Source organism: Nocardia aegles (assembly GCF_052545135.1).
The window spans coordinates 127,835-147,140 of sequence record NZ_JBQWRI010000010.1 but is presented as its reverse complement, the minus strand read 5'-3'; the positions used below and the strand labels follow the sequence as shown (position 1 = coordinate 147,140).

The following is a 19,306-nucleotide window of genomic DNA, read 5'->3' as shown; positions in this document are numbered from 1 at the left end:
CGGGATCCGGCTCGGCGCGCGGCGGCCACTGCCCGGAGGGCGTCTGCCGGAGAGACCGGGCCGGCCTGGTCTGATCGTCGCGGCCGGTCGGTCCGGGCTGATCAGATCCCGACCGCGTACCGCCCGGCGGGGCGAACAAGGTGGGGTCGTCCGGCGCGGACCGGCTCGCCGCCGAACCGCCGTCGGGCGCCCACGAGAGAGCGGAATCGCTCTGCCAGCCCGGTTGCCACTGGAGCGTCGGTGCGGGCTGCTGGTACGGCTGCCACTGGATGGCCGGGTCTGATTGCCACGGGAACGGGTTCGAGTCGTGCCACTGCCCCGGAGTCTCCGCGGAGGACTGATCTCGAGCCGCGCGCTGCCAAGGCGTGCCTGCTGGGCGTCCCGGTTCGGCGTGCCCGCCCGGCTGCGATTGCGTGGGCTGCTGTTGCGCTCCGCTGTGCGGCGGACGAGCGCTGTTGTCGTCGTCCGGCGGTGGGAGGACCGAACGCAAGGGAGGAAAAGCCTGGTGCTGAGGAGTCGGCGGCCCGGCGGGCCGTCCCGGAGTAGTCGGGCCGCGCCGGTCGTCGAATCCACTCACAGTTGTCCCCTACCTGCCACACGTCTCGGCAGGGGACATTAGCGGGCGACGGCCTCCGATGCCGACACTCCCTGGCCCGTGTCGGCTCCCGGTCGCTTCGGCGGCGCGGCCACCAGCGTCAACAGGGTCGCCTCCGGGCGGCAGCAGAATCGGTACGGTGCCCACGGCGAGGTGCCGACACCAGCGGAGACGTGCAACTGGGTGTGCTCGCCCCACTTCGACGGGCCCTTCACCCGGGACCGGTCGATCCCGCAGTTGGTAACCAGGGCGCCGTAGCCGGGCAGGCACAGCTGGCCGCCATGGGTGTGCCCGGCGAGCACCAGATCGTACCCGTCTTCGGCGAAACGGTCCAGCACCCGGGGCTCGGGCGAGTGGGTGAGGCCGAGTCGCAGGTCGGCCAGCGGATTCGGGGCGCCCGCGACAGTGTCGTACCGGTCGCGCTGCAAGTGCGGATCGTCGACACCGGCGGTGGCGATGCGGATGCCCGCCACTTCGAGGTCGCGGCGCACGTGCGTCAGATCGAGCCAGCCGCGCTCGGTGAAAGCCGCGCGCAAGTCTTTCCACGGCAGCGGAGCGCCGTAGGTGCGGCGATGGTCCTTCTTGAAGTACTTCAGCGGATTCTTCGCCACCGGCGCGAAGTAGTCGTTGCTGCCGAAAACGAAAAGGCCCGGGCGGGACAGCAATCCGCCGAGGGCCTGGACCACCGCGGGTACCGACTTCTGGTGCGAGAGGTTGTCGCCGGTGTTGATCACCAGGTCGGGCTCCAGTCGATCCAGTTCCCGTAGCCACTGCTGCTTGAGCTTCTGGCCCGGCGTCATGTGCAGGTCACTGAGGTGGAGCACCCGCAGCGACGACGACCCCGGTGCCAGCAGCGGCATGGTCGCCTCCCGGAGGACGAAGGCGTTGCGTTCGACCAGCGAGGCGTAGCCGATTCCGGCCACCGCGGCTCCGGCGGCTCCCAGCGCGGTCGTGCGGACAGCAGAGGTCGAGATCACGGGCATTTGGCCAGCATAGGTGACCTCGCGCAGGAGCGCCGAGTGTGTTTCCGCACAGGCGCCCGTTTTTCCGGCCGGAAATCGGGCCGCGCGGCAAATGTAGTGGGACCGCCGCGCCCCAGCGGCTACCGTGAGCGGCATGTCGGAACTCAAATCGCAGCTGCGAGCGGATCTCACCGCCGCGATGAAAGCCAAGGACACGTTGCGCCTTTCCACATTGCGGATGCTGCTGTCGGCGATTCAGAACGCCGAGGTCGCCGGCGCACAGGCCCGTGAACTCACCGACGCCGAGGTCGTCTCCGTGTTGCAGAGGGAAGCGAAGAAGCGCAACGAATCCGCCGAGGTCTACACACAGGCCGGGCGCGGCGAACTGGCGGCGAACGAGCACGCCGAGGCACGCGTCATCGAGGAGTACCTGCCGACCCAGCTGACCGACGCCGAGGTCGCCGATCTCGCCGACACCGCCATCGCCCAGGTGGCCGAGGAGACCGGGGAGCGTCCCGGCATGCGCCAGATGGGGCAGGTCATGAAGATCGCCACCGGCCTCGCCGCGGGCAAGGCCGACGGCTCGCGTATCTCGGCCGCGGTGAAAGCGCGGCTGTAGGCCGGCGAAGCGAAAGGGGCCGCGAACCGAACGGTTCGCGGCCCCTTTCGCGTGCTCAGCGCGGGATGGGAATCGGGATGGGGATCGGTGGCAGCCGCGGCACGGGCAGTCCCGGGATGCCCGGCGGCGGTGGGGGCGGTCCGGGCGGTGGCGCCGCCCGGACGGTGCCGTCGCTGATGTAGAGCGTGATCACCGAGCCGGGGATCGCCGACCCGTTGGGCGCGGTGCCCATGACGGTGCCCTTGGGCCGATCGCCCGCCCCCGTCACCGGCGACACCTGGAAGCCGGCCGCGACCAGGGCGGAGGTGGCCTCGCCCTGGGTCATGCCGACGACATCGGGTACCTGCGCGTTGTTCGCGCCGCGCACGTACTTGTGGTCCAGCGGGGGCAGCGCAGGCGGTGGGAACAGCGGTATCACCGGTTTGATCGCGTTGAACCAGGTGCGCGCGGGCTCGTTACCGCCGAACAGGTTGCCGTCGCCGCAGTTGCGCAGCGGGAACGAGCAGATCTCACCCGGGGTCGGGCTGTCGCCGTAGGCGTAGACCGCGGCGGCCAGAGCGTTCGTGAAGCCGAGGAACGCCGAGGAACGGTGGCTTTCGGTGGTACCGGTCTTGCCCGACATCGGGAAGTTCCAGCCCACCGAGTGGGCCGCGCCCGCCGCCGTACCGGAGATGTCGTCCTGGCTCATCGCGTTGGCCAGTGTGTTCGCCAGGCCCGGCTCGACGACCTGTTCGCAGGCCTGCTGGGTCAGCGGTACCTGCTTGCCCTGGCGGTCGAGGACCTCCTTGATCGGGTTCGCCGGGCACCACCGGCCGCCGGACCCCAGCGTCGCGGCGACGTTCGACAGCTCGAGCGGGTTGATCGCCACCGGTCCCAGGGTGAACGAGCCGAGGTTCTGTTCCTTGATCATGTCGGCCAGGCTCTGGTTGCCGTGGCCCGAGGTGCCCGCTTCGGTGAACGAGCGCATGCCGAGCCGGACCGCCATGTCCACGGTCGGGGTGACGCCCACGGCCTGGATAAGCTTGACGAACGCGGTGTTCGGCGAGGTCGCCAGCGCCTCGGTCACCGACATGGGCGACTTGTAGCGGCCCGCGTTCTCCACGCAGTAGGTGGCGGGCGGGCACCCGCGGGCGCCACCGTTACCCATGCCCTTGGCCTCGAACCGCCCCGGCACGTCGAGCTGGGCGTCGATGCCCAGACCCTTCTCCATCGCCGCCGCGGTGGTGAAGATCTTGAAGATCGAGCCCGCGCCGTCGCCGACCATGGAGTACGGCTGCGGCTGCACGGTCTCGTTCGCGTCCCGGTTCAGGCCGTAAGTACGGCTGCTGGCCATCGCGAGCACCGGATGCGTGTCCTGCCCCGGCGCGACCACGGACATGACTTCCGCGATGTTGTCCAGATTCGGGTTCGCCGCGTCGGTCACCGCGCGCTTCACCGAGTCCTGCACGGCCGGATCGAGGGTGGTCTTGATCAGGTAGCCGCCCTTCTCGATCTGTTCGCGGCTGATGCCGGCGTTGGCCAGGTATTGCAGCGCGTAGTCGCAGAAGAAGCCGCGGTCGTTGGCCGCGATGCAGCCGCGCGGCAGGCCCTTGGGTTCGGGCAGCACGCCCAGCGGCTTGGTCTTCGCCTCGCGGAACTCCTCGGCGCGGCTGGGGATGTTCTGGATCATCGTGTCCAGCACCGTGTTGCGCCTGGCCAGCACGCCGTCCGGGTTGGTGTAGGGGTTGAGCTTGGAGGAGCTCTGCACCATGCCCGCGAGCATCGCGGCCTGCGAGACGTTCAGATCGGCCGCGTCCACGCCGAAGTAGGTCTTCGCCGCGTCCTGGATGCCGTAGGACGAGTTTCCGAACGGGACGAGGTTGAGGTACCTGGTGAGGATCTCGTCCTTGGTCAGCTGACGGTCCAGCGTCAGCGCCATCCGGATCTCCCGGATCTTGCGGGCCGGAGTGGTCTCGACGGCGGCGCGGCGCTCGGCGTCGGTCTTGGCGACCACCAGCAGCTGGAAGTTCTTCACGTATTGCTGGTCCAGCGTCGAGGCGCCCTGCTGGACCTCGCCGCTGGCGGAGTTGGTGAGGAATGCGCGCAGCGTGCCCTGCCAGTCGACGCCCTCGTGCTCGGCGAAGCGGCGGTCTTCGATGGACACGATCGCCAATTTCATGTCATTGGAGATCCGGTCGCTGGGCACCTCGAATCGGCGCTGCTCATACAGCCAGGCGATCGGATTGCCCGCCGCGTCGACCATGGTCGAGACCGCGGGCACCGTTCCCTCGACCAGCTCCGAGGAGACGTTGTCGACAGCGTCGGCGGCACGGTTGGAGACGAACCCGAAGCCGCCGGCGAGCGGGAACAACAACCCGGCGACGAGCACGGAGGCCAGCACGCAGCTGCCGGCCAGCCGCGCGAGCGTATGTGTGATCGGCACGAATCAAGACTACGGGTTGCCATTCCAGCGTTCTTGGCGGCATTTGTCCGGAGCGCGGAACTGGTTGTTCAGGAACCGGAATGGGCGTGTCGCTTGATCATGCTCGGCGTGTCGCGGAAGGGCGCGCACGCAATCTGCCTGCCCTTCCGCAGCGTGCCGGGCTTTGCAGGGACGGACGTACCAAAAATTCTCGAGCTGGTCTTGCGCACGGCCATACCTTTACCTAGATTGAGAACCCAGTGTGATAGAGCTAACACTCAAAGTGGAATGTGGTGCACTCCGCAGCTGGGTTTGGGTGCTGCGTGGTGACAACGCGATTCTGGAGCGCCGTTGACCCGGTGTTCGGACTGCAAAGGGGCACACCAAATGCACATGACAACCCCCATCGCTCGATTGGACGTGGAGCAGGCCGAAGCAAGGATCGCCTGGGTAGCCCAGGCGCGATGCAAGGAAGTGGATCCCGATCAGTTGTTCGTCCGCGGCGCGGCGCAGCGCAAAGCGGCGACGATCTGCAGGCACTGCCCGGTGCTCATGCAGTGTGGTGCCGACGCGCTGGACAATCGCGTCGAGTTCGGTGTGTGGGGCGGCATGACGGAGCGGCAGCGTCGCGCCCTGTTGAAGCAGCATCCGGAAGTGACCTCGTGGGCCGATTTCTTCCAGGCCCAGCGTCAGCACCAAGTGGCGATGTAGCCCCGGCGAAGTCGAAACAGAGCCCGCGGAAGCGGGCTCAGTTTCGTTTCAGGACGGTTGTTTCCGTTCGGAGCAATAGCGGATACGCCTAAGTATCAGGCGGTCGCGGGCGCCGTACCGGCGAGCTGATCACCGACCGCGCGCAGAGCGGCGAGGTCGGACACTTCGAACGGAAGCGCGGTGACCGACACGATCGGCGTGTGCGGATGCGCGCCGGTGAAGCGGTGCAGCAGATGCTGTTCCCGCTTATCGGTGGCGACCCGGCGGGCGTGCACCCGCAACACGGCCGCGGTGAGCGGATCGGAGTCGGCCACCTGGTCGGCGGCGGTGAGCGCGTGATCGGCCGACAGCGAGCTCAGCACGGGATGGGTGCGATTGAGCACCAGGCCCGCCAGCGGCATGCGCTCGGTCGAGAGGCGGTCGACGAAGAACGAGGCCTCCCGCAGCGCGTCCGGCTCCGGCGCCGCCACCACGAGGAAATGCGTGCCCGGCTTCGACAGCATCGCGAAGGTGCGGTCGGCCCGCTCCTGGAAGCCGCCGAACAGCGACTCCAAGGATTGCAGGAAGTTCGACGCGTCCTTGAGCATCTGGCCCCCGACGACGGTGGACACACCGCGCACCGCCAGGCTCATCGCCCCGGTCACGAACCGGGTCACGCCTCGGCCGGGAGCCATGATCACCCGGATCATTCGGCCGTTGAGGAAGTTGCCCAGCCGCTTGGGGGCGTCCAGGAAGTCGAGAGCGTTGCGCGATGGCGGCGTGTCGACCACGATCAGGTCCCATTCACCGCGATGGGCCAGCTGGCCCAGCTTCTCCATCGCCATGTACTCCTGTGTACCGCCGAAGGAGGAGGCGACCGTCTGATAGAAGGGGTTGGCGAAGATCTGCGCCGCTTTCTCTCCGCTGGTGTGCTCGAGCACCATGTCGTCGAACGTGCGGCGCATATTGAGCATCATCGCGTGCAACTCGCCCTTGGCCTCCGGCCCCAGCGCCACCCGCTGCGGGTTGTTGCCGAGGTCGGCGACGCCCAGGGATTGAGCCAGCCTGCGCGCGGGATCGATGGTGAGCACCACGACCTTGCGGCCCTGTTCGGCGGCGCGCAGCGCGATGGCGGCTGCGGTGGTGGTCTTGCCGACACCGCCTGAGCCGCAGCAGACCACCACGCGCGCGGACGGGTCGGCGATGATCCGCGAAATATCCAGCGGGGCAGCCGGGGGATGGGTCGGCATGCTCATCGGACTCCCTGTGCGGTGAGGTGTTCGGCTAGTTCGTACAGCCCGCCCAGGTCCATACCGTCGGGAAGGGCGGGCAGGTAGAGCCGGGAGATGTCGACCTTCGCCAGTTCTTCGGCACTGTCGTCCTGCGCTTGCAGAGTCGCGGAGTGCTCGATCGTTTCGGTGAGCAGGCCCTGGAAGTCGCTGTCCGGGAGGCTGATCCCCGCGGCGGCCAGGCCCGCGCGGACCGCGTCGGCGTCCAGATCACCCTCGGCTGCCCGGGCACGCAGCTCCGGCGCCAGCTGCCCCTCGGTCGCCCGGTTCACGATGACGGTGCCGATGCGCAGGTCCGCGGCGGTGAGTTCGGCGACGGCGTCGGCGGTTTCCTGCACCGGCAGCGCCTCCAGCAGCGTGACCAGATGAATCATGGTCTGGTCGGAGTGCAGCAATTGCGCGACGCCCTCGGCCTGCGACGCGATCGGTCCGCCCTTGGCCACCTCGGCCATCGCCTTGGTGACGTCGAGAAAACCGGCGATCCGTCCGGTGGGCGGCGCGTCGACCACGATTTCGTCATAGACCCGTCGGCCGGACCTGCCCACCCGAACCGCGCACTCCTTGATCTTGCCGGTCAGAATGACGTCGCGCAGACCGGGCGCGATCGTGGTGACGAACTCGATGGCGCCCATCCTGCGCATCGCGCGGCCCGCGAAGCCGAGGCTGTAGAACATGTCGAGGTATTCGAGGAAGGCGTGTTCGATGTCCAGCGCCAGCGCGACCACCTCGCCGCCCCCTTCCGCGGTGGCGATCCGGGTCTCGGTCGGCGGCAGCGGCGGCAGATCGAACAACTGCGCGATCGATTGTCTGCTTTCCACCTCGACCAACAGCACCCGGCGCCCGCCCGCGGCGAGCGCCAAGGCCAGCGCCGCGGCAACCGTCGACTTGCCCGTGCCTCCCTTGCCGGAGACGTAGTGCAAGCGGGCCTGTTCAGCGCGCTTCGGCCACCTTGTGCCCACTCCCGGCTCCTCCGAAAGCGGCACTGCTGTTGGTACTCCCACGATCGCGAGCCTATAACTGGTTCGCCGCCGCGGGGCACCGGCCGCACCAGATGGCCTGATCACAAAGCTGTTCCCGCCCCCGCGCCGGGGTGGCGAGCGCACCCATCGAATCGCCGGCATCCGTGCGAAATCCGCAACCGATCCACACGCGTGCCCAGCGCACCGAACTCCACGTTTTCGAGGCGAAAGCGAGATCGACCAAGCGCTCTTGGGCGCTGGAATGCCGAACCAGTTGTCCATGGTGCGGTGAACACCCGGCTGCGCGCTGAGCCACAAGTGGGCCGCGAACACGCCGCGACGAAGTCGCGGCCATCCGACACAGCTACGCTCTCGCACATGAGTGATACGACCTTGTGGGAGTACGCGACCGTCCCGCTGCTGACACATGCGACGAAGCAGATTCTGGATCAGTGGGGAGCCGACGGCTGGGAGCTGGTCACCGTGCTGCCCGGCCCGACCGGTGAGCAGCACGTCGCCTACCTCAAGCGGCCCAAGTAGCGAAGGAGGGTGACGCGGTGAACCAATGGGAGAAGAATCTCGCCGAGCTCGGAATCACTTTGCCCCCGGTCGTGACCCCGGTCGCGGCCTACATTCCCGCGATCCGCACCGGGTCGCTCGTCTACACCTCCGGTCAGCTGCCGTTCGTGAACGGCGAGTTGTCCGCGGTCGGCAAAGTCGGCGCGGAGGTCTCGGTGGACGTGGCCAAGGAAGCCGCCCGGTTGTGCGCGCTCAACGCGCTGGCCGCGGTGCACGACCTGGTCGGGCTGGACGCGGTGGTGCGGATCGTGAAGGTGGTCGGGTTCGTCGCCTCGGCACCCGGATTCGGCGATCAGCCGGTGGTGGTCAACGGCGCCTCGGAGTTCCTCGGTCAGGTCTTCGGTGACGCGGGCAAGCACGCGCGCTCGGCCGTCGGCGTGGCCGAACTGCCCCGGAACACTCCGGTCGAGGTCGAACTGATCGCCGAGGTGCGCTAGACCGAAACTGTCGGCTCCATTTCTATCCGAGGTTTTTTCATGACGTTGACACACCCCGCCTACGGGCAGCTCCGGCAGGTCACCGAGACGGCGGCGGTGCTGCTCGCCGACAATCCGGGACAGATGACCTTGGACGGAACCAACACATGGATTCTGCGTGCGCCGGGATGGCCGGACTGTGTGGTGGTGGACCCGGGGCCGAAGGACGAGACGCACGGCGCCGCGATCGCCGAGGCCACCGGCGGCCGGATCGCCCTCACCCTGATCACCCATCGCCATCACGACCACACCGGCGGTATCGATCGTCTGGTCGAGCTGACCGGGGCACCGGTGCGCGCCAAGGACCCCGGCTTTCTGCGCGGCTCGGATGCCCCGCTCGTCGACGGTGAGGTGATCGAGGCCGCGGGCCTGCGGATCGCCGTGCTGGACACGCCGGGCCACACGGGTGACTCGGTGAGTTTCGTGCTCGACGACGCGGTGCTGACCGGCGACACCATCCTCGGCGCGGGCACCACCGTGCTCGATTCCAGCGATGGCACGCTGGCCGACTATCTGTCCTCGCTGGACCGGCTGGTGGAAGCGGGCAAGGGCAAGGCGTTGCTCCCCGCGCACGGCCCGGATCACCCGGATCTCGAGCCCATCGCCCGTTACTACATCGCGCATCGGCACGAGCGCCTCGATCAGGTGCGGGAGGCGCTGCGTGCGCTCGGCTCGGATGCGGGCGCGATGGCGATCGTGCGGCGCGTGTACGCGGACGTGGACGAGCGGTTGTGGCCCGCGGCGCACAGTTCGGTGCAGGCGCAACTGGACTATCTGCGCGTGCACGGCTAGGCGCACCTCCGCCTTCGCTCCGGCCATGCGCGGACTGAGGACGGACTGCGTCCGGCTGCGGTGGTGGCGTACCTCCGCCTTCGCTGCGGCCGTGCGCGGGGCTGAGGGCGGACTGCGTCCGGCTGCGCCTGTTGGGCGGGAACGACGACAACGCCGGGTTCAGTGGAGCGCTGAACCCGGCGTATTCGTCGTATGGTCCGCGCTACCGGGCGCGGCGGGCCAAGCGCTCGGAGTCGGAGATGAGCACGCTCTTGCCCTCCAGCCGCAGCCAGCCGCGATGCGCGAAGTCGGCGAGCGCCTTGTTCACGGTCTCACGGGAGGCGCCGACCAGCTGGGCGATCTCCTCCTGGGTCAGGTCGTGGGTGACCCGCAGCGCGCCCGCTTCCTGCGTGCCGAAGCGCTGCGCGAGCTGCAACAGCGCCTTGGCGACGCGGCCGGGCACGTCGGTGAAGATCAGGTCGGCCAGGTTGTTGTTGGTCCGGCGCAGGCGCCGGGCGAGGACGCGGAGCAGTTGCTCGGCGATTTCGGGCCGCTGATCGATCCAGCCCTTCAGTGCCTCGCGGTCCATCGTCACCGCACGCACCTCGGTCACGGTGGTGGCGGTGGAGGTGCGCGGCCCGGGGTCGAAGATGGACAGCTCGCCGAACATGTCGGACGGGCCCATGATGGTCAGCAGATTCTCGCGCCCATCGGGCGAACGACGTCCGATCTTCACCTTGCCGGACGTGATGATGTACAGCCGGTCGCCCGGCTCACCCTCGTTGAAGATGACATGACCGCGCGGGAAATCCACCGGCTGAAGTTGCTTGGCGAGGGCGGCCACCGCAGTGGGCTCGACGCCCTGGAAGATGCCTGCTCTGGCGAGGGCCTCGTCCACGAATGTGCTCCTTAGGGAAATGGCTCTGTACCGGACCGAAGCGACTCGGCCAACAGCGCAGTCTACGCGGCGTCATTACAGCGTAGTGACGGACACCACGTAACGAGTGGATTGCGCGACACTCCAGCCGGGTCAGCTCGCGCGGGCCACGTCCATCTCCTCACCGCGGGAGCGGCGCTTGCGCATCCGGGCAACGGCGGCGGGCAGACCGAGCTTCGTCAACTCTTTCACCTCGGCATTGCTGGCCTTGTCCAGGTACTGCTGAACCTCTTCGTCGGGTTCGAGAAGTTTGCGGAGCCGGTTCTCGACCCGCTCCATACCCAGTGCGAACAGCATCAGCACCACTGGGAAGAGCACCACAGCGAGTCCTTGCATGACGAGCAGTAAACACTGTCGAGGTCTCAGATGGAACACGGCAACTGAACTGGAAGGGCAACGTTGTCTGCCAATTCCGTATGGTGGACGAGTGCGCGTCTCCCCCTCCACTGTCTCCGGGAACGGGCTTCCGCCCGGCTCCGAGCCCTCCGGAACGCCGCCGGTCGCCGCCGCGGCTCCGAAACGGAAAACCAGGGCACGACAGGCGGAAACCCGGCTCGGGCTGGTTCGTCGCGCGCGCCGGATGAACCGGGAACTGGCGATCGCTTTCCCCGACGCGCACTGCGAACTGGATTTCACCACACCGCTGGAATTGGCTGTGGCGACCATACTTTCGGCGCAGTGCACCGACGAGCGCGTGAATCTCACCACGCCCGCGCTGTTCGCCCGCTACCCGGACGCTCGGGCCTACGCCGAGGCGAATCGCGCGGAGCTGGAGGAATACCTCCGGCCGACCGGGTTTTACCGGAACAAAGCCGGCTCTCTGGTCGGACTCGGCCAAGCGCTGCTGGAACGCCACGATGGTGAATTGCCTCACACCCTGACCGAACTGGTCCAGCTGCCCGGCATCGGGCGCAAGACCGCCAACGTCATCCTCGGCAACGCGTTCGGCGTCCCCGGCATCACGGTCGACACCCACTTCGGCCGTCTGGTGCGCCGCTGGGGATGGACCGACGAGGAGGACCCGGTCAAGGTCGAGCACATCGTGGGCGCGCTGATCGAGCGCAAGGAATGGACGATGCTCTCGCATCGGGTGATCTTCCACGGACGGCGCGTCTGCCATTCCCGCAAGCCCGCGTGCGGGGCATGTGTCCTGGTCAAAGACTGTCCGTCGTTCGGGATCGGGCCGACCGATCCGGAGGCCGCGGCCAAGTTGGTGAAGGGGCCGGAGCGGGAGCATCTGCTCGAGCTGGTGGGCCGGTGAGTTCGGAGCCCTCGGGCCGAAGGAGTGCGGGACATGCGTGGCGCTGGGCACTTGCCGGTGTGATCGTCGTGGTCGCGCTGGCGGTCGCGGTGTGGCCGCGCGGCGACGAACGGACCGAAGAGCAACACCCGGCGCCCGTCGCCCCCGGCGTCTCCGACGATCTGCGCGCCGCCGCCCGGCTGCCCGACTGCCCGAGCAGCGCGGCGCCGGGTAACGGCCCGCTGGCCGGGATAACACTGGGATGCCTGGCGGATGGCAGGCCGGTCGACCTGGCCGCCGCGCTGGCCGGTAAGCCGGCTCTGCTGAACCTCTGGGCCTACTGGTGCGCACCGTGCGCCAAAGAGCTGCCGTATTTGCAGCAATACGCCCAACGCGCCGGAAACACTATTACGGTGCTGACCGTGCACAGCGACCCTGATGAGGCCAAGGCACTGTCCCGTATGCGCGGACTGGACGTGCGATTGCCCGGCGTGCTCGACGCCGACGCGCGAGTCCGCACGGCGGTCGGAGCCCCCGCGGTGCTGCCGATCTCGGTGCTGGTGCGGGCCGACGGCTCGGTCGCCGACGTCGAGGTGCGCGCCTTCGACGGGGTGGACGACATCGCTAATACCGTCGCGGGCAAGCTCGGAGTGGCCGCATGACGACGCGGGTGGATGAATCGATGGTGGAGGTGACGGTGCGGGCGTGCACGCGGGTCGGTGGGCGCAGGCACGGGGGAGGTGTGCGATGAGCATCGCGATGCCGCCCGGCATCCCGGTGTGGCTGACCCGCTCGACCGAACCTGCCCCCGACAGCGCCGACACCATGACCAGGGCGCGTGCGCTGCGCCGCGCCACGACCGTGGCCTCGAAGCCGCGGCAAGCGGCGGTGCTCGTGCTGTTCGGCGGCTCGCCGGAGCCGGACCCGGAAGCGCCCGGTGGGCTGCCCGCCGACGCGGAGGTGCTGCTCACCCAGCGCGCCTCCACCCTGCGCCAGCATCGCGGCCAGGTTGCCTTCCCCGGTGGCGCGGCGGACCCGGGCGATGGCGGGCCGATCGAGACCGCGCTGCGGGAGGCTTGCGAGGAGACCGGCCTCGACCGTTCCGGCGTGGAACCGTTCGCGGTGCAGCCGAAGCTGTTCGTGCCGGTGTCCCGTTTCGACGTGACGCCGGTGCTCGCGTACTGGCGTACGCCGGGTGCGGTGAAGGTGGTCGATCAGAGCGAGACCGAGCGGGTCGTGCGCGTTCCGCTCGCGGACCTGCTGGACCCGGCCAACCGCTTCCTGGTCCGCAGCCCCCTCGGTTATCAGAGCCCGGCGTTCCAGGTGGACGGAATGCTGGTCTGGGGCCTGACCGGCGGCATCCTCGCCGGAATCAGCAAGGCCTCCGGCTGGGACCGCGAATGGGACCACGAGGACGTCCGTGATCTACAGACCGCTCTCGCTGCTGTGGGGATGACGTTATGAGCTCATCGGCCTGGCTCGACATCGCCGTCGTGCTGCTGGCCCTGCTCGCCGCCTCTTCGGGGTGGCGGCAAGGCGCGGTGGCCTCCGCGCTGGCCTTTCTGGGGGTGGTGCTCGGCGCGGTGGCGGGCATCCTGATCGCGCCGCACATCCTGGTGCACGTCGACGAGGGCCGCACCAGAGTGCTCGCCGGCGTGCTGCTCATCGTGGTGCTGGTGATCGTCGGTGAGGTGGCGGGCATGGTGCTGGGGCGCGCAGCGCGCAGCGGCATGCGGCATCCGTTCACACGCAGCGTGGACAGCGTGGTCGGGGCGGTGCTGCAGGCGGTCGCCGTGCTGGTCACCGCGTGGCTGTTGGCGCTGCCGCTGGCCACTTCGTCGCAGCCGGCCATCGCGACCGCGATCAACGGCTCGCGGGTGCTCGCCGACGTGAACGACGTCGCGCCGAACTGGCTGCGCAAGCTGCCCAACGAATTCTCCAAACTGCTGAACACCTCCGGCCTGCCGGATGTGATCGGGCCGTTCGGGCGGGCGCCGATCGCCGCCGTGGAACCACCCGATCCGAGCGTGCTGGCCGGCCCGGTCGCCGCGTCGCTGCAACAGAGCGTGTTGCGTATCCGCGGTGTCGCGCCGAGTTGCCAGCGGGCGCTGGAGGGCTCGGGCTTCGTGATCGCCCCGCAGCGCGTGATGACCAACGCCCACGTCGTCGCGGGCACTACGAGCGTCGACGTGGACACCGCTTACGGCTCGCTGCCCGCTTCGGTGGTGCTGTTCGATCCGTTCACGGATGTCGCGGTGCTCTCGGTGCCCGGCCTCACCGCTCCGGTGGTGCCGCAGGCGCCGTCGCCCGCTCGTACCGGCGACAGTGCCATCGTGCTCGGCTACCCAGGCGGTGGCCGGTACACCGCGAGCGCGGCCAGGATCCGCGAGACGCTGGATCTGACCGGCCCGAACATCTATCGCGACGGAACGGTGAAGCGTGAGGTGTACACCGTCCGCGGGCTCGTCCAGGCGGGCAACTCCGGTGGGCCGCTGGTGGATACCGAAGGGCAGGTGCTCGGAGTCGTCTTCGGCGCGGCGGTGACCGACAACGACACCGGTTATGTGCTGACGCTCGACGAAGTCCGCTCCGAACTCGACGCTTCGCAGCGTTCCGATGGTCCGGTAGCAACCGGAGCATGTGTGTTGAGCTGATCCGCGGTGCTCAGCGCGACGCGGGTCGGTGACCACCGGAACGGGGCGACACGCCGGTGCCGTCCAACTGGTTCGGCCGCAAAGGTACTGCTCGCTGTGCACGCGAGGGCGCAGGTGTAGCGAACTGCGACTCCGCCCGCACATCCGCGGTCGGAGTTGAACGCGAAAGGATCAGTCGAGGAGTTCGGCGAGTTCCTTGGTCACGGCGTCCGGGTTCTCTTGGTGGGCGAAGTGCCCCGCCGCCGGGATACCGGCCAGCCGTCGTTCCGGCGAAAGATGAAGGTCGCGGCGGAAGGTTCCCGGCAGCAGGTACGGGTCCAGTTCGCCGCGCATGGCCAGGACAGGGATGTGGATGGGTTCGCGCATGGTCGCCATGAACCGGCGGCCGTCCGGACGCCACTGACTGCGGAAGGCCCAGCGCTGGTACTCCAGCGCACAATGCGCGGCGCCGGGGATCCGGATCGCCGACCGCATTCGCCGTGCGGTGTCGACGAATTCGGCGGTGCCCGCCCAACCCGCGCTCACCCGCTGGCGCAGCAGCCGTTCCACTTCGAAGCCATCGGCGGTGGTCAGCAAGTGCTCGCCGTACCGGGGGAGCTGGTAGCGAAGGAAGTTCGGCAGCCAGGCCGCGCGCTGGCGGCGGTTGCGCAGCACGGAACTCTTCAGTGCCGACGGGTGCGGCGAGCCCACCAGCGCGATCGAGCGAACCAGCCGCGGATGCAGCACCGCCGTGGTCCAGCAGACCAGGCCGCCTTCGGCATGTCCGGCCAGCGTCGCCTCGGTGTAGCCCAGCGCCCGGATCAGCCCGGCGACGTCACCGGCGAGCGTCCAGCCGTCGTAACCGCGCGGCGGCTTGTCGCTGTCGCCGTAGCCGCGCAGATCGACGGCCACGGCGCGGTAGCCGAGTTCGGCCAGGCCGGTCAGTTGGTGCCGCCAGGACCACCAGAAGTCCGCGAAGCCGTGCAGCAACACGACCAGCGCAGCATCCGGCCGTTCGGGCGCCGCGTCCACGACATGGAATCGGATGCCGTTGGCGTGAACGTCCCGATGCGTCCACGGTCCGTCGTAACGGACGCTGGACGGATCCGGAAGGAAGTTCGCCGACACGCCGATCGAGCCTAGTAGCCGCCGTACCGGCTCGCGAACGCGCGCCTAGGAAGGCTGCTTCTCCACGGCGAGGCGGTCGTCGTGCGCGGTGGCGCCCAAGCTGTGCGGCAGTACCGTGCGCGCCTGCTTGAGCGAATCGATCGTCTTCTCCGGCGCGCGCACTTTCTTCACCCGGCGGTAGCCGAAGAACGCCAGCACGGCGGTGGCCACGATCATCAGCAGGAAGACGATCAGGAAGGCAGCCCAGCGCGCCAGCCACACGTCGAGCAGTTCGCCGAGGAAGAAGAAAAAGAAGAACGTGCTGAACAGCAGCACGGTGAGCGCGAGGATGAAGTAGACGCTGCCCTGCAGGCCCTTCTTGATCTCGCCGGTCACCTCGGCCTTGGCCAGCTCGACCTCGGCGCGGACCAGGGTCGACATCTGCTCGGCGGCGTCGCGGACGAGGGTCCCGAAACTCGCGGAACCGAGTGGATCGGTATCCGTGAGGGGAATGGAGGTGACCGTACGACCGCCCTGCGCGTCGTTTCCGTTACCGCCGTGGTTGAAACTCACTTGGTCGACCCTTCTCCCTGTCCCGGCACTGCTTCAACTCCCGTTCGATCGGCGGTGCTCCCGGTGTCCTCCGTGGTCACGCAGGCTACCGCCGCCGGGCGGATCGCTCGCGCCGCCGTCTTGTTCACGTTGTAGCGCACGGGCGTCCCGCCGAGCCTGGTGGACACGCCCACGCCGCAACAGTAGCGCCGAACCGGCGAGCGACGCCGTCATTGATGTCACCAACACAGCGGCCTTCGCCAACTCGACGGCCGACTCGCCCGCGACGTCGGCGAGCGCGAGTTCCGCCACGAGAAGGCTAACCGTGAAGCCGATCGCGCCGAGCACCGACAGGGCGAACAGGTCCCGCCAGCCGAGACCGCTGGGGCGCGTCGCGAGGCCGAACCGGATTGCCACCCAGCTCATCCCGAAGATCCCCAGCGGTTTGCCCACCAGCAGGCCGAGAATCACGGCCAGCGCGAGGCGGTCGGTGAACAACTCGCCGAAAACCTTGGGATTCAACGGAACTCCGGAGGCGAACAGCGCGAACAGCGGAACGCACAATCCGGCGGAGATCGGCTGGAAGAGGTGCTCGAGCCGGGTGGCAGGCGCTTCCCGCTCACCGGCATCCGGACGCACCCGCGTGAGCAAACCGAGCGCGACGCCCGCCAAGGTGGGATGGATGCCCGCCTCGTGCAGCGCGTACCAGGACACCAACGCCAGCGGGACATAGAGCAACGGCGTGCGGATTCGCGCGTGTTGCCCTGTTGCCCACGCGGCGAAGCACCCGACGGCGGCGAGCAGCCACAGCAGCGACACCGTCGTGGTGAACAGCACCGCGATCAGCACGATCGCCACCAGGTCGTCGACCACGGCCAGACTGAGCAGGAACACCCGAGCGCCCGCGGGGATGCGGGAGCCGGTCAACGCCAGCACGGCCAGCGCGAACGCGATATCGGTGGCGACCGGGATGGCCCAGCCGCGGTCCATACCGGGGATGCCCAACCCGACCACCGCCGCGATCAGCGCGGGGGTCACCACACCACCGATCGCGGCGACCACCGGCAGGGTGGCGCGTCTGCGGTCGGCGAGTTCGCCGACGACCAGTTCGCGTTTGAGTTCCAGCCCGGCGACGAAGAAGAACACCGCCAACAGACCGTCCTGGGTCCACTCGGCCAGGGTCAGTTCCAGGTGCAGCGGCGGTATCGGGACGACTGTCTCGCTGATCGTCAGATAACTGGCCCCCCAGGGAGAATTCACCCACAGCAACGCGCTGGCAGCCGCGATCAGAAGCAGTGCGCCGCCGAAAGTTTCCGTGCGCAGGTACCGGTACAGTTCCGAGCGCACTTGCGTGATCACGGGAAACCTTTCGGCCGGTGGTCGGGCGGCGCGGAGGCGGCACCCACCGGAATCGGCTCAGCGGGTACGCGACCGCTCGCCGACCAGACTTCCCGGCACACCTTATGCAATCTTAACGGGTGCGGCCGGTGACGAATCTCGCCACCGGCCGCGCTCAGCGCTGTGCGCTCAGCCCTTACCAGCCCGGATCGCCTCGAAGACGCTCGGGTCGACGAGGGTGGAGGTGTCGCCGAGTTCGCGTCCTTCGGCGACGTCGCGCAGGAGGCGGCGCATGATCTTGCCGCTGCGGGTTTTGGGGAGTTCGGGGACGATGTGGATTTCGCGGGGTCTGGCGATGGGGCTGATCTCGCGGGCGACTTCGGCTTTGAGGTCGTCGATGAGGGTGGTCGCGGGGTCTTGTGCGTCGGAGGTGAGGATGACGAAGGCGACGATGCCTTGGCCGGTGGTGGGGTCGGTGGCGCCGACGACGGCGGCTTCGGCGACGGCGTGGTGCCCGACCAGGGCGGATTCGACTTCGGCGGTGGAGATTCGGTGGCCGGAGACGTTCATGACGTCGTCGACGCGGCCGAGGACCCACAGGTCGCCGTCGGCGTCGAGTTTGGCGCCGTCGCCGGCGAAGTACCAGCCTTGGTCGGCGAAGCGTTCCCAGTAGGTGGATTTGTAGCGTTCGGTGTCGCCCCAGATGCCGCGCAGCATCGACGGCCACGGCTGATCGAGCACGAGGTAGCCGTTGGCTTCGGTTTCGCCGCGTCGGACCGGTGCGCCTTCTTCGTCGACGACTTGGGCGGAGATACCGGGCAGCGGGGTCATGGCCGCGCCGGGCTTGGCGGCGGTGACGCCGGGCAACGGGGAGATCATGATGGCGCCGGTCTCGGTCTGCCACCAGGTGTCGACGATGGGTGCGCTGCCCGCGCCGATGACCTCCCGGTACCAGCGCCAGGCTTCGGGGTTGATGGGTTCGCCGACCGAGCCGAGCAAGCGGATGCTGGACAGATCGTGGGCGGCGGGAATTTCGCGGCCCCACTTCATGAACGTGCGCACCAGGGTGGGGGCGGTGTAGTAGATGGTGACGCCGTATTTTTCGACGATCTGCCAGTGGCGGTGCTCGTCGGGGAAGTTGGGTGTGCCTTCGTAGAGCACTTGGGTGGTGCGGTTGGCCAGGGGGCCGTAGACGATGTAGCTGTGTCCGGTGATCCAGCCGATGTCGGCGGTGCACCAGTAGATGTCTCGTCCGGGTTTGTGGTCGAAGACGTTGTGGTGGGTGTAGGCGGTTTGGGTGAGGTAGCCGCCGGTGGTGTGGAGGATGCCTTTGGGTTTTCCGGTGGTGCCGGAGGTGTAGAGGATGAACAGGGGGTGTTCGGCGTCGAAGGCCCGGGCTTCGTGGTGGGGTGCGGCGGTGGTGACGGTGTCGTGCCACCACAGGTCGCGGCCTTCGGTCCACGGGACTTCGATGCCGGTGCGGCGCACCACCAGCACATGTTCGACGCTGGAGGGGGTGTCGCCGTGGGCGTAGAGGGCTTCGTCGACGGCTTCCTTCAAGGGGGCGGCTTTGCCGCGCCGCCATTGGCCGTCGGTGGTGATGACCAAGCGGGCTCGGGCGTCGTCGACGCGCTGACGCAGGGCGGTGGGGGAGAACCCGGCGAAGACCACGGAGTGGGTGAGCCCGAGGCGGGCGCAGGCGAGCATGGACACGATGGCTTCGGGCACCATCGGCATGTAGATGGCCACCCGGTCGCCGGTTTCCAGGCCGAGTTCGGTGAGGTAGTTCGCGGCGCGGGACACCTCGTCGAGCAGCTCGCGGTAGGTGATGGCGCGGGAGTCGCCGGGTTCGCCTTCCCAATGGATGGCGACCTGGTCGCCGTGTCCGTCCAGGACGTGGCGGTCCACGCAGTTATAGGCGACGTTGAGCTTGCCGCCGAGGAACCACTTGGCCACCGGCGCCTCGCTCCAGTCCAGCACCTGGGTGAACGGTTCGTGCCAGTGCAGCCGCCCGGCCTGTTCGGCCCAGAACGCGTCGCGATCGGCCGCCGCCCGCTCGTAGAGCCCGGCGTCGGCGTTCGCCTGTGCGGCGAACTCCGCGCTCGCCGGATATGAGTCCCTGTGGTCGGCGCTGGTTTCGGTCATCTCGTCTCTTCTT

At 68.5% G+C, this 19,306-nt stretch carries 19 protein-coding genes; 9 read left to right on the top strand and 10 right to left on the bottom strand.

Features of this window, described 5'->3' with window-relative positions; all coding sequences use genetic code 11:
* Positions 1 to 615: 615 nt before the first annotated feature.
* Positions 616 to 1,578 carry a metallophosphoesterase gene (locus ACT89H_RS24565; protein WP_445111003.1) on the bottom strand — a complete coding sequence of 321 codons (963 nt, stop codon included), beginning with the start codon at positions 1,576 to 1,578 and terminating at the stop codon, positions 616 to 618.
* 133 nt (positions 1,579 to 1,711) lie between these two features.
* Between ACT89H_RS24565 and ACT89H_RS24560 the strand changes: the two genes are divergently transcribed.
* The gene (locus ACT89H_RS24560) at positions 1,712 to 2,176 is read left to right on the top strand and encodes a GatB/YqeY domain-containing protein (protein WP_445111002.1); all 465 of its coding nucleotides are present in this window, start codon (positions 1,712 to 1,714) and stop codon (positions 2,174 to 2,176) included.
* A 55-nt stretch (positions 2,177 to 2,231) separates the two neighbouring features.
* Here ACT89H_RS24560 and ACT89H_RS24555 read toward each other — a convergent pair whose 3' ends face one another.
* Positions 2,232 to 4,598 carry a penicillin-binding protein gene (locus ACT89H_RS24555; RefSeq protein WP_445111001.1) on the bottom strand — a complete coding sequence of 789 codons (2,367 nt, stop codon included), beginning with the start codon at positions 4,596 to 4,598 and terminating at the stop codon, positions 2,232 to 2,234.
* 366 nt (positions 4,599 to 4,964) lie between these two features.
* Here ACT89H_RS24555 and ACT89H_RS24550 point away from each other — a divergent pair, with 366 nt between their 5' ends.
* Positions 4,965 to 5,288 carry a WhiB family transcriptional regulator gene (locus ACT89H_RS24550; RefSeq protein WP_014981178.1) on the top strand — a complete coding sequence of 108 codons (324 nt, stop codon included), beginning with the start codon at positions 4,965 to 4,967 and terminating at the stop codon, positions 5,286 to 5,288.
* A 95-nt stretch (positions 5,289 to 5,383) separates the two neighbouring features.
* Here ACT89H_RS24550 and bagB read toward each other — a convergent pair whose 3' ends face one another.
* Positions 5,384 to 6,523 (bottom strand): ATPase BagB, encoded by a 1,140-nt coding sequence (gene bagB / locus ACT89H_RS24545; RefSeq protein WP_445111000.1) that lies wholly within the window; start codon positions 6,521 to 6,523, stop codon positions 5,384 to 5,386.
* On the bottom strand, positions 6,520 to 7,539 hold the full coding sequence (gene bagA, locus ACT89H_RS24540) for an ATPase BagA (protein WP_445111059.1): 1,020 nt from the start codon (positions 7,537 to 7,539) through the stop codon (positions 6,520 to 6,522). Before bagA ends, bagB begins: the two co-directional genes overlap by 4 nt.
* A 354-nt stretch (positions 7,540 to 7,893) precedes the next feature.
* Between bagA and sp36 the strand changes: the two genes are divergently transcribed.
* Genes sp36 through ACT89H_RS24525 form a run of 3 tightly spaced genes read left to right on the top strand, consistent with a single transcriptional unit; the run spans position 7,894 to position 9,362 of the window.
* Entirely contained in the window at positions 7,894 to 8,055 is a 162-nt protein-coding gene (sp36, locus tag ACT89H_RS24535; RefSeq protein WP_085994820.1) for a Sp36 family protein, read from the top strand.
* 17 nt (positions 8,056 to 8,072) lie between these two features.
* On the top strand, positions 8,073 to 8,531 hold the full coding sequence (locus tag ACT89H_RS24530; protein WP_445110999.1) for a RidA family protein: 459 nt from the start codon (positions 8,073 to 8,075) through the stop codon (positions 8,529 to 8,531).
* A 39-nt stretch (positions 8,532 to 8,570) separates the two neighbouring features.
* Entirely contained in the window at positions 8,571 to 9,362 is a 792-nt protein-coding gene (locus ACT89H_RS24525; protein ID WP_445110998.1) for an MBL fold metallo-hydrolase, read from the top strand.
* Between the two features lie 202 nt (positions 9,363 to 9,564).
* Here ACT89H_RS24525 and ACT89H_RS24520 read toward each other — a convergent pair whose 3' ends face one another.
* Complete coding sequence (locus tag ACT89H_RS24520) at positions 9,565 to 10,239, bottom strand: Crp/Fnr family transcriptional regulator (RefSeq protein WP_445110997.1); 675 nt, start codon at positions 10,237 to 10,239, stop codon at positions 9,565 to 9,567.
* A gap of 132 nt (positions 10,240 to 10,371) precedes the next feature.
* A complete protein-coding gene (locus ACT89H_RS24515; protein ID WP_039794546.1) occupies positions 10,372 to 10,614 on the bottom strand; it encodes a hypothetical protein in 243 nt (80 codons plus the stop codon).
* A 223-nt stretch (positions 10,615 to 10,837) separates the two neighbouring features.
* On the opposite strand from ACT89H_RS24515, the gene nth reads away from it, so the two are divergent.
* The 4 genes from nth to ACT89H_RS24495 all read left to right on the top strand — a co-directional run bounded on the left by nth (position 10,838) and on the right by ACT89H_RS24495 (position 14,172).
* A complete protein-coding gene (nth, locus tag ACT89H_RS24510) occupies positions 10,838 to 11,539 on the top strand; it encodes an endonuclease III (protein ID WP_445111058.1) in 702 nt (233 codons plus the stop codon).
* Complete coding sequence (locus ACT89H_RS24505) at positions 11,536 to 12,180, top strand: TlpA family protein disulfide reductase (protein ID WP_445110996.1); 645 nt, start codon at positions 11,536 to 11,538, stop codon at positions 12,178 to 12,180. The genes nth and ACT89H_RS24505 overlap by 4 nt, the downstream gene beginning before the upstream one ends.
* A gap of 85 nt (positions 12,181 to 12,265) precedes the next feature.
* Complete coding sequence (locus ACT89H_RS24500; protein WP_445110995.1) at positions 12,266 to 12,982, top strand: NUDIX hydrolase; 717 nt, start codon at positions 12,266 to 12,268, stop codon at positions 12,980 to 12,982.
* On the top strand, positions 12,979 to 14,172 hold the full coding sequence (locus tag ACT89H_RS24495; RefSeq protein WP_445110994.1) for a MarP family serine protease: 1,194 nt from the start codon (positions 12,979 to 12,981) through the stop codon (positions 14,170 to 14,172). The genes ACT89H_RS24500 and ACT89H_RS24495 overlap by 4 nt, the downstream gene beginning before the upstream one ends.
* A gap of 171 nt (positions 14,173 to 14,343) precedes the next feature.
* On the opposite strand, the gene ACT89H_RS24490 is transcribed toward ACT89H_RS24495, so the two are convergent.
* From ACT89H_RS24490 to acs, 4 genes are all read right to left on the bottom strand, one after another.
* On the bottom strand, positions 14,344 to 15,279 hold the full coding sequence (locus ACT89H_RS24490) for an alpha/beta fold hydrolase (RefSeq protein WP_445110993.1): 936 nt from the start codon (positions 15,277 to 15,279) through the stop codon (positions 14,344 to 14,346).
* 45 nt (positions 15,280 to 15,324) lie between these two features.
* The gene (locus tag ACT89H_RS24485) at positions 15,325 to 15,831 is read right to left on the bottom strand and encodes a phage holin family protein (protein ID WP_445110992.1); all 507 of its coding nucleotides are present in this window, start codon (positions 15,829 to 15,831) and stop codon (positions 15,325 to 15,327) included.
* A 33-nt stretch (positions 15,832 to 15,864) separates the two neighbouring features.
* Entirely contained in the window at positions 15,865 to 17,166 is a 1,302-nt protein-coding gene (nhaA, locus tag ACT89H_RS24480; RefSeq protein ID WP_445111057.1) for a Na+/H+ antiporter NhaA, read from the bottom strand.
* A 171-nt stretch (positions 17,167 to 17,337) separates the two neighbouring features.
* Positions 17,338 to 19,293 (bottom strand): acetate--CoA ligase, encoded by a 1,956-nt coding sequence (acs, locus tag ACT89H_RS24475; protein WP_445110991.1) that lies wholly within the window; start codon positions 19,291 to 19,293, stop codon positions 17,338 to 17,340.
* Between the last annotated feature and the right edge of the window lie 13 nt (positions 19,294 to 19,306).